10 protein-coding genes and 1 pseudogene are annotated in these 12,686 nt (G+C 34.7%); 5 read left to right on the top strand and 6 right to left on the bottom strand.

Annotated features, from left to right (window positions below):
• Positions 1-98 precede the first annotated feature (98 nt).
• Positions 99-296 (bottom strand): hypothetical protein, encoded by a 198-nt coding sequence (locus tag AAGD95_RS05010; RefSeq protein WP_341818356.1) that lies wholly within the window; start codon positions 294-296, stop codon positions 99-101.
• 15 nt (positions 297-311) lie between these two features.
• On the opposite strand from AAGD95_RS05010, the gene AAGD95_RS05005 reads away from it, so the two are divergent.
• Entirely contained in the window at positions 312-1,163 is an 852-nt protein-coding gene (locus AAGD95_RS05005; RefSeq protein WP_410542088.1) for an IS982 family transposase, read from the top strand.
• A gap of 72 nt (positions 1,164-1,235) precedes the next feature.
• Here the strand turns inward: AAGD95_RS05005 and AAGD95_RS05000 are convergent.
• Positions 1,236-1,439, bottom strand: a pseudogene (locus AAGD95_RS05000) (hypothetical protein); the annotation flags it as partial.
• A 26-nt stretch (positions 1,440-1,465) separates the two neighbouring features.
• Positions 1,466-1,777, bottom strand: a complete 312-nt coding sequence (locus AAGD95_RS04995) for a transposase (protein WP_341818355.1) — start codon at positions 1,775-1,777, stop codon at positions 1,466-1,468.
• Between the two features lie 340 nt (positions 1,778-2,117).
• On the opposite strand from AAGD95_RS04995, the gene ileS reads away from it, so the two are divergent.
• Positions 2,118-5,390, top strand: coding sequence for an isoleucine--tRNA ligase (gene ileS, locus AAGD95_RS04990; RefSeq protein WP_341818354.1), 3,273 nt, complete (start codon positions 2,118-2,120; stop codon positions 5,388-5,390).
• A 54-nt stretch (positions 5,391-5,444) separates the two neighbouring features.
• Positions 5,445-7,997 (top strand): hypothetical protein, encoded by a 2,553-nt coding sequence (locus AAGD95_RS04985; RefSeq protein WP_341818353.1) that lies wholly within the window; start codon positions 5,445-5,447, stop codon positions 7,995-7,997.
• On the opposite strand, the gene pheT is transcribed toward AAGD95_RS04985, so the two are convergent.
• A complete protein-coding gene (gene pheT / locus AAGD95_RS04980) occupies positions 7,994-10,333 on the bottom strand; it encodes a phenylalanine--tRNA ligase subunit beta (RefSeq protein WP_341818352.1) in 2,340 nt (779 codons plus the stop codon). The two genes, AAGD95_RS04985 and pheT, sit on opposite strands and share 4 nt — an antisense overlap.
• A 23-nt stretch (positions 10,334-10,356) precedes the next feature.
• A complete protein-coding gene (locus tag AAGD95_RS04975) occupies positions 10,357-10,581 on the bottom strand; it encodes a hypothetical protein (RefSeq protein ID WP_341818351.1) in 225 nt (74 codons plus the stop codon).
• 15 nt (positions 10,582-10,596) lie between these two features.
• Between AAGD95_RS04975 and AAGD95_RS04970 the strand changes: the two genes are divergently transcribed.
• Positions 10,597-11,448, top strand: a complete 852-nt coding sequence (locus AAGD95_RS04970) for an IS982 family transposase (RefSeq protein WP_410542088.1) — start codon at positions 10,597-10,599, stop codon at positions 11,446-11,448.
• Between the two features lie 14 nt (positions 11,449-11,462).
• Here AAGD95_RS04970 and AAGD95_RS04965 read toward each other — a convergent pair whose 3' ends face one another.
• Complete coding sequence (locus tag AAGD95_RS04965) at positions 11,463-11,708, bottom strand: hypothetical protein (RefSeq protein ID WP_341818350.1); 246 nt, start codon at positions 11,706-11,708, stop codon at positions 11,463-11,465.
• Between the two features lie 235 nt (positions 11,709-11,943).
• Between AAGD95_RS04965 and AAGD95_RS04960 the strand changes: the two genes are divergently transcribed.
• The gene (locus AAGD95_RS04960; protein ID WP_265026587.1) at positions 11,944-12,669 is read left to right on the top strand and encodes a F0F1 ATP synthase subunit A; all 726 of its coding nucleotides are present in this window, start codon (positions 11,944-11,946) and stop codon (positions 12,667-12,669) included.
• Positions 12,670-12,686: the final 17 nt, after the last annotated feature.

Below are 12,686 nucleotides of genomic sequence, written 5' to 3'. Positions count from 1 at the left end.
CTACATCTAGATTTTTATCTAAATAAGCTGAACGCGCTTATAAAGCGTTACAAGACATCAAAAAATGCCAATACTCGACAGAGATAGTAAAAGACTAGCTAACTCGGGGATTCTTTGTCTTTTTTTCTGCTTGGTAAATTTCTTAAACATTTGCAGCGTAAGTTAGTTGCAATTAAAAGCAGCTGAATTTCTCTTGTCAAGCGTTTAAAACGCGAATTCTGGATTAAAGGAGAATAGAAAAGGCAAGAAAACAGGGTAAACTCAGCAGTTATAAAAAAACAGATGAGGTTAACCATGGAAGATATAACAAACTGTTTTGTTTGGTCGATGATTTTTGCAGAGATATAGAGAAAAATTTTGCAGGTAAACTACTGCCAAATGGTAAAAAACCCACAAGAACAACGGAAATTGAGCACTCCGAAATCATGACAATAATCCTGCTATATCAACAATCTCCGTGTAAAAATTTCAAAACTTTCTATCTACATTACCTAACGTTGCTCTACAAATCAGAGTTTCCAAAGTTGCCTTCATATACCAGGTTTGTTGCTCTAAAGCCTAGGGTTTTGTGGCATTTAGCAATGTTGTTGCATTGGCTTTGTGGACAGTCAGAAAACACTGGAATTTCATATATAGACACAACTCCCATTGCAGTTTGTCATGCAAAAAGAATATCCAAAAACAAAGTTTTTGCTGGAATTGCAAAATTAAGCAAGAGTACTTACGGCTGGTTTTTTGGTTTCAAATTACATATGGTAATCAATGAAAATGGTGAAATTCATTCACTTACGCTAACAAAAGGCAATGTTGATGATAGGATACCTGTGCCAAATCTGACGGAAAAATTAACCGGCCTTTTGTTTGGTGACAAAGGTTATATTGCAAAAGAGCTTTTTCAGAAGCTGTTTGACCGAGGTTTGAAACTTGTTACCAAGGTGAAAAAAGGTATGAAAAATGCATTGATTTCGCTAAATGAGAAGATTTTACTGAGAAAAAGGTCTATCATTGAGACTGTTTTTGGTTACCTAAAAAATAGACTAGAAATTGAACACACTCGCCATAGATCCCCTGTTAATTTTTTGGTTCATATCTTTTCTACTCTCATTTCCTATTCCATCAAATCCAAAAAGCCTTCTATTTCCTATACTTTCTTCCTTCCTTAATCCAGAATTCGCGTTATCTGCATATAATGCTTTTATTTTGTGCTGAAAATTAACTTCTTCAAGCAAATCGCAAGCTCCATAGTGGTCAGAGTAGAAGCCATTACTGTATCTTGCAGCTATAGCTTTTTTACTATTTACACTTAACATAACATGTAACTTTCTTACTTGCTCGTAGCTTCGGTACTTTCTATCTGCACTGTTTTCCTTACTGTGGCCAGGAGTGTTACTGTAAATGCTGATACTTGTGCTATCTATGATAATTTCAATATTTTCCATGTTGCTTTTATCAACCCTGCAATCATTTATCTTAATATTAAGTTTTTTAAACCTTCTTGATGCTTGTGAATAGCTGATAACTGCCAAATTTTTCCTATTTGTTGCAGATACCCTTTTATAAACCCCACCGTTTGTCTTAAACCAATTCTAAAAAGATTGACAATTATATGCACCAAAATTACGACTTTATCACTGTAAATATAGTTGCCGCCCTGCATTTTTGGACTATTTTCATACCAATTTTCGATAGCTTCATCGATGTAACGAAAAATATTTCCCCTTTTTTCAAGGAATTTGTTATATTCGTTTTGGTTACTGACTTTCATTTTCTGTGGCATATTTTTTCTTCAACAGTTAAATGGTTATTTATAATGAATTTTGTCAGTAGCCACCAGATTTTTCGGTTGCTATGCAACAAAGCCATTCCAGTGTCGGAGCACTGGAATGACACCTTCATAAGGGAACCAGTGTCAGCTACTTGAATGACACCATATGGGTGCAATCTTTCTACACTCCCTCTTTTGTCATCCCAGTGCCTTGACTACTTGGATTCAGAACATACTAAATTATAAAAATTTATCATTTAGTATGAAGAATACTATATAGGAGTAAATGTGTTTCTTTTTGAATTTGTAATTTTTCAGAAAGCCCTATATTCTTTAGTTTTACATAGCGAACATGAAGTCAAAGCATTATCCTGATACAGTAAGTAGTCCTGATTTTTCGTCGTTAGAAAAAGAAATCATAAAATTTTGGCAGGAAAACAAAGTTTTTGAGCGGTCAGTTGAGGAACGTTCCAAGGATAATTGTTTTGTCTTTTACGATGGGCCTCCGTTTGCAAATGGACTTCCCCATTATGGGCATTTACTCACTGGTTTCATCAAAGACGCATTTGCAAGATATCAAACTATGCTGCAAAAAAGGGTCGAACGTAGATTTGGCTGGGATTGCCATGGATTGCCGGCTGAGATGGGTGCGGAAAAGGAACTTGGAATATCTGGTAGAACTGAAATAGAAAAATTCGGCATTGAAAAATTCAATAACCATTGTCGTACTTCTGTAATGAAATTTTCATCAGAATGGGAAAAGTATGTAAATAGGCAAGCAAGGTGGGTAGACTTTCACAATGACTATAAGACTATGGATAAATCATTTATGGAGTCGGTCATGTGGGCATTTAAACAGCTTTATGATAAGGGTCTGGTGTATGAATCAGTGCGCGTTGTTCCATATAGCTGGGCGTGCGAAACTCCATTATCCAATTTTGAAACAAGGCTTGATAACGCATATAGAGAAAAGACTAGCAAAGCTGTAACTGTTGCATTTGAGCTTTTAGAAAACCCACAGCAGTTTAAAACTGTATGTAAATTACTTGCTTGGACTACAACTCCTTGGACGTTGCCGAGCAACTTGGCTTTGGCGATAGGGAAAGATATTGAGTATTGTGCAGTATTAGTCAATGGTGAAATCCACATCTTCGCTGAAAGCTACCTAGAGAAATTTATCAGCCACTCTGAACAAAACAATATTCCATATGAAAACTGCAATATAAAACTTAAAGCGAATGATCTTGTAGGTCTTTCTTATAAACCACTATTTGATTACTTTAAAGATACGAAAAATGCATTCCGCGTTTTCATCGCTGATTATGTTACAGGAGAAGATGGTACTGGCGTTGTGCATACTGCTCCTGGATTTGGTGAGGAAGATTTTTACCTTTGCCAAAGCCATGATATTCCAGTTATTTGTCCAATTGATAACAGTGGAAAATTTACTGCTGAAGTTTCAGATTTGGCAGGGGTTCATGTTTTTGATGCCAGTGATACAGTAATAAAAAAATTGAAAGGGCAGGGGAGTTGGTTTAAGACTGAGCAATATATTCACAATTATCCACACTGCTGGAGAACTGACACTCCTTTGATCTATCGCACTATGCCTTCTTGGTACGTTGCCGTTACAAAATTCAAAAGCAGAATGGTAGAGCTAAATAAGAGAGTTAATTGGATACCAAACCACATTAGAGATGGTCAATTTGGAAAATGGCTTGAAGGGGCACACGATTGGTCAATTTCACGCAATCGATTCTGGGGTACGCCAATCCCTGTATGGAAATCAGATGATACAAGATATCCAAGGGTAGATGTATATGGTTCAATAGAAGAACTGGAGAGAGATTTTAATGTTAAAATAGACGACTTGCACAGACCATTTATCGATACTTTAACAAGACCAAATCCTGATGACCCAACAGGAAAATCGATTATGCGTCGTGTGCCTGACGTATTTGACTGTTGGTTTGAATCTGGCTCGATGCCATTTGCGCAAGTCCACTATCCGTTTGAAAATAAGGAATGGTTTGAGAATAACTTTCCTGCGGATTTTATTACCGAGTACATAGCACAAACCAGAGGTTGGTTCTATACACTTTTTGTATTGTCTACTGCTTTGTTTGACAGTGAACCGTTTAAGAATTGCATATGTCATGGTGTTGTTTTGGATGTAAAAGGGCAAAAATTGTCCAAACGTTTGAATAACTATGCAGATCCAATGGAGGTTTTTGATAGATACGGTTCTGATGCACTGCGTTTTCTTATGCTTTCTGGATCTATTGTTTGTGGTGGTAATTTGCTACTCGATAAAGAAGGAAACTCAATACGAGATGTTCTGAAAAACGTAATAAAACCTATTTGGAACAGTTATCACTTTTTTACTATGTATGCAAATGCAGATGGAATTAAAGCTGAAGTTTGTAAGGATTATCAAAGTACTATTGATCGCTACATGATTTCCAAATGTTTTGAAGCTGTAGAAAGTATCCAAGCTTCTATGAACAGCTATAACTCCCAAGAGGCTTGCAAAATTTTGATGAACTTTTTTGAAGTGCTGAATAATTGGTATATTCGTCGCAGTCGCGAGCGTTTTTGGAAAAGTGATTTGGATCAGGATAAAACTGATGCTTATAATGTTCTATATACGGTTTTTTATTACATACTAAGAGCTGCAGTTCCTTTATTGCCACTTATAACAGAGACTATATGGCAAGGGCTTAAGTATAAAGAAACATCTGTTCATTTGGCTGATTTTCCACAATTAGAGAAGTTTGATAATGAGCTCATTGCTAAAATGGATTTGGTAAGAGAAATATGCAACTCTGCGCTCTCTATTAGAAACATTTTTAACATACGTATCAGACAACCACTTGGCAGTATGACGATTTATCATCAATCTTCCTGTGGTTTTCTTGACGATACACAACCCTCTGTCATTCCAGAGCTCTCTCCCGTCATCCAAGTAGCTGACACTGGGATCCAGAAAGAAAAGAAATGGTTAAGTGCTGGAATGACACCAAGCATGAATGAATATCAAGAGATGATAAAAGACGAGGTAAATGTAAAAGAATTAGAAATAGTAGGTGAGTTGAAAGAAGTTGCATCACTAGAACTGAAACTAAATTTTCCTATGCTTGGAAAGAGAGTTCCAGGCAAAATTAAGAAACTAGTTCAATATGTCAAAGAGGGAAAATGGAAGCAAGTTGAAAATGAGCAAGTTTTTTTAGGTAATGAGTCAGAAAATTACATCATAGAAAAAGGCGAATATGAACTATTGTTAAAAGCAAATAGTGGATATTCTGCTGTGTTTGATAACAACAAAGGAGTTGTCATTCTAAATACTGAACTAAATGATGAATTAATTCTAGAAGGGTTAGCGAGAGATGTTGTGAGGCTCATTCAAGAAACCAGAAAACAAGCTGATTTTCATATATCAGATAGAATCAGAGTAATAATCAAAACAGAGGATGAGGAAATTAAGAAAGCAATAAATATATGGGGTGAATACATAAAAGAGCAGACTCTTTCCTTATCTTTAGAAATTAATACAGAAATTGGAACTAACTTTTATTCTAAGGAATATCAGGATTTAAGTGTTGATATTAAGTTAGATTGTCAGTAGTTGAAAATCGTCAGTGTTTGTGCTATACTTAAAGTACTTGGATAAGGTTATGGTATGAATGCTGCTGCAGATGATTATAAAAAAGTTGTTAACAATAGTGGTGATTTAGGTAAAGTAGAATCTACTTCCAATGTTACTTTGGAAGAGGAAGAGGAAGAAGAGTTTTTTGATGCTTTAGAGGAACAAGATTGGTCAATTAATATTAATATTCTGCGAGAATCTGCTCGCATTCCGAAAGAACAAGAAGAATTTTTTGATAGTGTAGCTGCTGGTTTTGACGTTCCACTCAGTATATTTCATTATAAAGATTATAACTCTGATTTTTTTACTTCTTGGTATAATATATCAAGTAGGATATTTAAAGAGATAAACCAAGCTTGTCCGGAAAAACAAGCGTTGAATTTAGCACTATCGGTTTTAATGTTTCCTTATATAGTTTTTACTGCGTTAGGATTAGCCGTATATAATAAATTAAAAACAAATGATAAGACACAAATCAGTTCAGGAGAGAATAAAACAAAAAAAAGTGAAGTAAGTGAAAGTACAACAAAAAGATTAGCATATGGTGTTCTTGCTGCAGTAGCGATTCTTGTTAGTATACCTATACTTCTACTCTTGCTTATTCCTGCAACACCTGCCTTAGCTACTTTTTATCTTTTAAATAGAAAATTATCTCATTCTTTGATTGATGTTCTTAAAGTGAGTAGTGGGTCATATCAGAAAAAACACCAAAATATTGAGGTATCTTTTCGTGAAATAGATGCTGGTAAGTCAGACATTCAGTGGGATATGGAAGTTAAGTTTCCACCGCAATTTGAACAATTACTTAGAGATTTATACGAAGATAAAGATGGTAGTTGGTTTAATGTTGCACGTGATTCAGAACATAATACCATACTGAAATTGTCAGCTAATATCCACTTAAAAAATGGTCTTAAGCCCTTGCGTAATGAAATCAAGAATGTGCTTGCAACTTCGATTCAAGAATTTGCAAAGACTATGGAAGAATTGATGAAGCTAGAAAAGAAAGACATTACATATGATAAGCTGAAGGAATTGTTGAACGAATTCAGAGTGGAAGTAGTAAATAGTATAGGTCCTAAATTGACAAGTCACTTAATATACAACGCCTATCAAGTTGCCTTTATACAAGCAATTAAATTTGCACAAGAAAGAAAAGGAGATTTTTCAGAAGATGTGCTAAGAGATATATTAGTGAAACAAGAGTTGGAGAGCCAAGGTAAGGAATTACCAAGCAAAGAAACAGCAGAAGCTTCACGTAAAGCTGAAGAGATGATAAAAGAGTTAGAAAGAATGGGAGAAGAAAGGTATGGGAAGATACGTGAAGAATTAAAAGAGATATACGAAAATAGAAAGAATAGTGGCCTGAAAGATGATGCCTTAAAAAGGAAGTTAGAAGACCTTTTTAAATTTGAATATAATGATCAGAAGGTTGAGCAAAAGCTAATAGAATCAAGAATAAGAAAAGCTAAAGTTGTGTTAAATCAATCAGATTTAACAATTGATATAAGACAAAGTTTACTTGATGAATTCTGTAATTTAAATGTGAATGTGTGTTCTCATCACGAAGTAAATCTCTTGCTAGAAAAAATGCATTCAGAAATAACAAAATGTGGAATTCAAGGGTTATTTAAAGAGCAAGAGAAGAGTATAAAGAATATAGAAGATAATGCTGGCATATTCAATGAAGAAGATGAAAAACGTCTAGTAAACAAGATTGTTTCCTATCGGAAGAAAATTGGAAAATATTTAACACAACCTGCAAGATTAAAGGAAATAATAGAGAAGCAGAATAAGGATTTGGATGTTGAGAAAAATAGTAATGAAAAGGAATCTTCAAGTATAGAGTTAATAGAGTTATGTTTGAAAAATAACCAAGAAATTCTAGAAGCATTAGAGTTAAAAAAAGAAGGATTATTGATAAATGAAAAAGCAACAAATGATTACAGAGAAGAACTAGAATCTCGTGAAAAAATAAAATTTGCAATAATAGAGGATGAGTTGTTGGGGGTGCTCAAGCAAGAAACTTTTAATGAAAAAGAAATCAAGAAATTATTCGAGAAAGCAGAACTGGAGTACTGTTTAGCAGAAAGATGCATCAAATATCCTGTAATTAAAACAAAAGATAATATCAAACATTTTAGTCAAAATTTATTGTCTCCTTTGATAGATAGGTTGGTGGAAAATATAGTAAATAATGTACCAAAAAGTGATAAGAGTTCATGGCTGCAACCTATAAAAGCTGTTCAGACAGGTTGGGGATATATTAAAACAGGCCTTGACGTTGCAATATATGGGGATGAGAGTACAGAAGGGAAAGCGTTAAATGTAGCACACAACTCTCATAAGGAAGTAGAGACATTTCTTCAACATTTCGAGTCAAATTATGAGAAAGCTGGGGCTTTTTTAGGTGATTTATTTTCTGATGAAGGAGAAACATTTAAAAATGATGTATGGCCTAAAATAGAAGAGCATTTGCATGGAATGTGGGATAGATTTTTTAAGGATGTTGAATTCAAGGTTGGGAGTAGATTAGATGAGGTAAGCTTGGCACAGCCAAAGCAGGAAACTACGATTGCGGCTTAATGATAAGCTCTCAAAGTTCCTCCGGTATTTTCACATACCAAATTAACTATAGCATTTGATTCTTTTTGGATCTCTTTTTCAGTTAAAGTGTGGATTGGAGAGCAGAAAGTAACTGACAATGCTATAGACATCTTATTCGGTTCTATATTATTTCCATGGTATACGTCAAATACTAAAACTTCTGTGATGAGCTCTGAGCTTTTTTTCACCATATTGACTATGTTACCTGCTTCTACATCCTTATTTACAATAAATGCAAAATCACGTTTTACACTTTGGTATTTATAGTCGATAAATTTCTTTCTACTTGCAGGTAAATTTTCAATATTTTCTAGTATTACCTCAAAACCTACAACTTTTTGCTTGATATCAAAAAAATCCAGTATACTCGGATGCAGTTCTCCAAAATAACCTGCTACTTTATTCTTAAAAGAGAGAGTGCCTGACTTTCTTGGGTGGTAATATTCTTTTTCTGCTCTTTCTATCGTTAAATTATCACAATTGACGTTAAAAAACTCCAAAGCTGCTATGCAATCAGCCTTTGCGTCAAAAACATCTACTTTCCTATCAGTATTATAATGGTTTCTCGGCAAATTATTCCCTGTTCTTATTCCACTTAAAACATGTTTAGACTGAGCTCCACCATCGTAAATCGGCCCAGTTTCGAAGATTGCAAGATCAGATATTCCGTGGGCAATATTATCAGCAGTGACTTGCAATAAATTTGGTATGATACTTGGTCTCATTATATTGAAGTTGTTATTAAATGGGTTATCGATGATAAATAACTTATTCGAGTAACCAAATTTTTCAGCTGTTGATTCACTCATAAACGACCAGGTTAGCACTTCATGAAACCCTCTGTTTGTCATCAAAATACGCAAATTGTCGTATGTACTATCTACTTCTTCAACATTATTTGGTAGCGGTTCTTCTTTTATTTTGTCATAGCCGTATATTCTTGTTACTTCTTCAATTAGGTAAGCCGGTATTGTCACGTCCGGTCTCCAGCTTGGTACTTGTACATTCCAATTACCTTCGGTTTTTTTATCAATACTAAACCCTAGTTTCGTTAAGATATCGAACACTTCATCAGGCGATACAGACACACTTCCAAACTTGTTCACATCCTGATAATCAAAGCTCACCTTGGTGTCAGTCCTATCTAAGCTGCCAGCAGACACTACGCTTGAGGTTTCTCCACCACATAAGTCCAAAATCATTTTAGCTGCAAGATTGAGTCCCTCAAGGGTAAATCCAGGATCAACTGAACGTGCAAATCTGTAACTAGCGTCTGTGGAGATATTCATCTGCCTTGCAGATTTAGCGATAGATATAGGGTCAAACCAAGCAGACTCTAAAAAGATATCAGTAGTTTCAAGAGTACATTCACTGCACTTACCACCCATAATTCCAGCAATTGCATGAATATTTTTATCACCTGCAATAACGCTTATGTCTTTGTTTAATAAGTATTCTTTACCGTTCAAACCAGCAAATTTTTCTCCGTCGTTTGCTTTGCGTACTGTGAGCTCTCCTTCTATTTTTTTTGCATCATACGCGTGCATTGGGCGGCTGAAAGATATCATAATATAGTTCGTGATATCAACTATTGCAGAAATGGAGCGCATTCCTATCGATTCCAGCCTATCTTTTAACCATTTTGGGCTTTCTTGATTTTTTACATTGGCGATGTATATTCCACTAATAAAACTTTCCCCGTCAGTAACTTCAACATCGATTGGTGAGTTTATGGAGCTGGTAAGTTGTGGAATGCTTAAAGTCTTTAATTTCCCAATTCCAGTTGCAGCAAGGTCGCGAGCTATTCCATAAATGCCTAAGCAATCTCCACGGTTTGGAGTAACATTTATATCAATTACAGGGTCACAATTGAAAAATTTATCCCCTATTTTATAATCATCAGAAAGCTCGATTATTCCTTCACTTTTCTCTTGAACCAGCGCAAGTTCAGAAGCAGAGCAGAGCATCCCTTCACTTAGCACTCCTCGTATTTTTGTGGGCTTGATTGTGAAATCACTTTCTGGCAATGTGCTACCAAGAGATGCAAGCACAGTTTTCATACCTTCTCTAACATTGTTTGCTCCGCAAACTATTTGTAGAATTTTACTCCCATCATTTACTTTACATAATTTTAATTTATCAGCATTTGGATGCTGTATCACCTCTAATACTTCTGCAACAACAAACCCAGCTAATTTGGCATTATCAATAATATCTTCTACTTCTAACCCTATATGAGTTAATTTATCGGTAATTTCTTCTAAACTAGCATTGGTTTCTAAATACTCCAGTAACCAAGATAACGTGAATTTCATCGATCTAACAAGAAACAAAAAAGTTATTGTAATATAAAATGCGGTGCTTTTAAAGTTTGTTGTAGTAAATGGCTCCCATATTGCAAGAAACAATAAAAAAGCCTACTTACGTAATTATATACCTTTCTTAAGAGAAAGTATCTTTTCCATATCACCTTCATACGCGAATTCTGGATTAAAGGAGAATAGAAAAGGCAAGAAAACAGGGTAAACTCAGCAGTTATAAAAAAACAGATGAGGTTAACCATGGAAGATATAACAAACTGTTTTGTTTGGTCGATGATTTTTGCAGAGATATAGAGAAAAATTTTGCAGGTAAACTACTGCCAAATGGTAAAAAACCCACAAGAACAACGGAAATTGAGCACTCCGAAATCATGACAATAATCCTGCTATATCAACAATCTCCGTGTAAAAATTTCAAAACTTTCTATCTACATTACCTAACGTTGCTCTACAAATCAGAGTTTCCAAAGTTGCCTTCATATACCAGGTTTGTTGCTCTAAAGCCTAGGGTTTTGTGGCATTTAGCAATGTTGTTGCATTGGCTTTGTGGACAGTCAGAAAACACTGGAATTTCATATATAGACACAACTCCCATTGCAGTTTGTCATGCAAAAAGAATATCCAAAAACAAAGTTTTTGCTGGAATTGCAAAATTAAGCAAGAGTACTTACGGCTGGTTTTTTGGTTTCAAATTACATATGGTAATCAATGAAAATGGTGAAATTCATTCACTTACGCTAACAAAAGGCAATGTTGATGATAGGATACCTGTGCCAAATCTGACGGAAAAATTAACCGGCCTTTTGTTTGGTGACAAAGGTTATATTGCAAAAGAGCTTTTTCAGAAGCTGTTTGACCGAGGTTTGAAACTTGTTACCAAGGTGAAAAAAGGTATGAAAAATGCATTGATTTCGCTAAATGAGAAGATTTTACTGAGAAAAAGGTCTATCATTGAGACTGTTTTTGGTTACCTAAAAAATAGACTAGAAATTGAACACACTCGCCATAGATCCCCTGTTAATTTTTTGGTTCATATCTTTTCTACTCTCATTTCCTATTCCATCAAATCCAAAAAGCCTTCTATTTCCTATACTTTCTTCCTTCCTTAATCCAGAATTCGCGTTTATAAGTTTACTTCCATGAAATACTGAAGATTAACCTTATGGTCATCATGGTGAAAATGACAAACATAGCCGCCAACGGTTAGTGGTCCTAACGTGTTATGATTTTCATCTAATACTTGACCTATCATTCCATAACCACCGGTATTCTCATCAAAATAACCGTCAGTGAATCTAATATATCCACTACCAAATTCTTGCTCTAAGTTTAAAGGATGATTAGTGTTAATAAAATCTATTTCGTTCATAATAATACCTCACTAAAAATTAAATTATAATTAAAATAAGATGTTAAGTCAAGATATTGAATAATTTAATAAGATTGGTAAATTTTGAAACACAGCGCTGGCTATAATTGGCATTCTAATTACATATTTTGTTAACATGCTAATGCTATAATGATACAGAGCCCCACATAATCTTAACCCTTGACTTTGTCCTATAAAATTCATACTTTATTTACTGTTGATAATTCAGATTAAAATGGCATTAAATCCGCTGGAGCAGTTTAAAGTATATACGGTAATAGAGTTACCTAGGTTATTTGGGTATGACGTAAGCTTTACCAATTCATCTTTTTTCACGATGATTTCGGTGATATTGGTGATACTCTTTTTGCTTTTTGGAATAAAGAAGGGGTCAGTAATACCAGGATATTTGCAAGCTGCAGTTGAATATGTATATGATTTTGTTGTTTCAATAATAGAAAATAACACTGGAAGCAAAGGCTTGCAGCACATTCCATTGATATTCACAGTATTTATTTTCATTTTATCATGTAATTTGGTTGGTATTCTTCCTTATAGTTTCACGGTCACAAGTCATGTGATAGTCACCTTCGCTTTATCGATGGTAGTTTTTACTTATATAACGATTGTTGGATTTAAAGAAAGGGGAGTAGAATTTTTACGCATATTGCTACCAAAAGGAACTCCTTTGTGGCTTGCACCCATGATGATTTTTATTGAGTTATTTGCTTACCTGGCAAGGCCTATAAGCTTATCAATAAGGCTTGCTGCAAACATGATTGCAGGTCATACAATTATCAAAGTAATAGCAGGCTTTATCGTAAACATGAACGTGGTTCTAACCCCTATACCATTTTTATTTATAATCGCATTAATAGGGTTTGAAGTGTTCGTTGCAATTCTACAAGCTTATATATTCACCTCTTTAACATGTGTATATTTATCAGATGCAGTAAAATAATTGACTTCCCTACAGGA

Origin of the sequence: Wolbachia endosymbiont (group B) of Ennomos erosarius, from assembly GCF_964026905.1 — a bacterium.
Classification (GTDB): Bacteria; Pseudomonadota; Alphaproteobacteria; order Rickettsiales; family Anaplasmataceae; genus Wolbachia.
This window is presented reverse-complemented; position numbering and strand designations above follow the sequence as displayed.

Coding starts and splice junctions, on each gene's coding strand:
- AAGD95_RS05010 (WP_341818356.1), bottom strand. CDS start 296: ATGGTTAACCTCATCTGTTTTTTTATAACTGCTGAGTTTACCCTGTTT.
- AAGD95_RS04995 (WP_341818355.1), bottom strand. CDS start 1,777: ATGCCACAGAAAATGAAAGTCAGTAACCAAAACGAATATAACAAATTC.
- ileS (WP_341818354.1), top strand. CDS start 2,118: ATGAAGTCAAAGCATTATCCTGATACAGTAAGTAGTCCTGATTTTTCG.
- AAGD95_RS04985 (WP_341818353.1), top strand. CDS start 5,445: ATGAATGCTGCTGCAGATGATTATAAAAAAGTTGTTAACAATAGTGGT.
- pheT (WP_341818352.1), bottom strand. CDS start 10,333: ATGAAATTCACGTTATCTTGGTTACTGGAGTATTTAGAAACCAATGCT.
- AAGD95_RS04975 (WP_341818351.1), bottom strand. CDS start 10,581: ATGGTTAACCTCATCTGTTTTTTTATAACTGCTGAGTTTACCCTGTTT.
- AAGD95_RS04965 (WP_341818350.1), bottom strand. CDS start 11,708: ATGAACGAAATAGATTTTATTAACACTAATCATCCTTTAAACTTAGAG.
- AAGD95_RS04960 (WP_265026587.1), top strand. CDS start 11,944: ATGGCATTAAATCCGCTGGAGCAGTTTAAAGTATATACGGTAATAGAG.